Annotated in this window: 1 pseudogene; it reads right to left on the bottom strand. The window is 41.0% G+C overall.

What is annotated here, in order from left to right:
• A pseudogene (gene estA / locus SB658_RS26775) lies at positions 1–244 on the bottom strand (carboxylesterase); the annotation flags it as partial.

Genomic DNA, 244 nt, shown 5'->3' with positions numbered 1-244 from the left:
CACCTAAAACCGGTACTGTATAACCTAATTTTAAAGAAAATACGCCGCCAAGTGATAATCCAGCAACAGCAATTTTCTCAAAGCCTTTATCTTTTAAAAGCTGATATGCTTCCATTACGTCTTGCCACCAATCTTCAGGACCTGTATGAACAAGCTCTTCTGGTGGTACACCGTGCCCTTTAAAAATTGGCGCATGACAAGTGTAGCCTTTCTTCTCTAAGAAACGCCCTAACATACGTACATC

Source organism: Bacillus sp. SIMBA_008, assembly GCF_046535495.1.
Taxonomy (GTDB): domain Bacteria; phylum Bacillota; class Bacilli; order Bacillales; family Bacillaceae; genus Bacillus; species Bacillus subtilis.
Note: the sequence above shows the minus strand (reverse complement) of the source record. Positions and strands in the feature narration are given on the sequence as shown.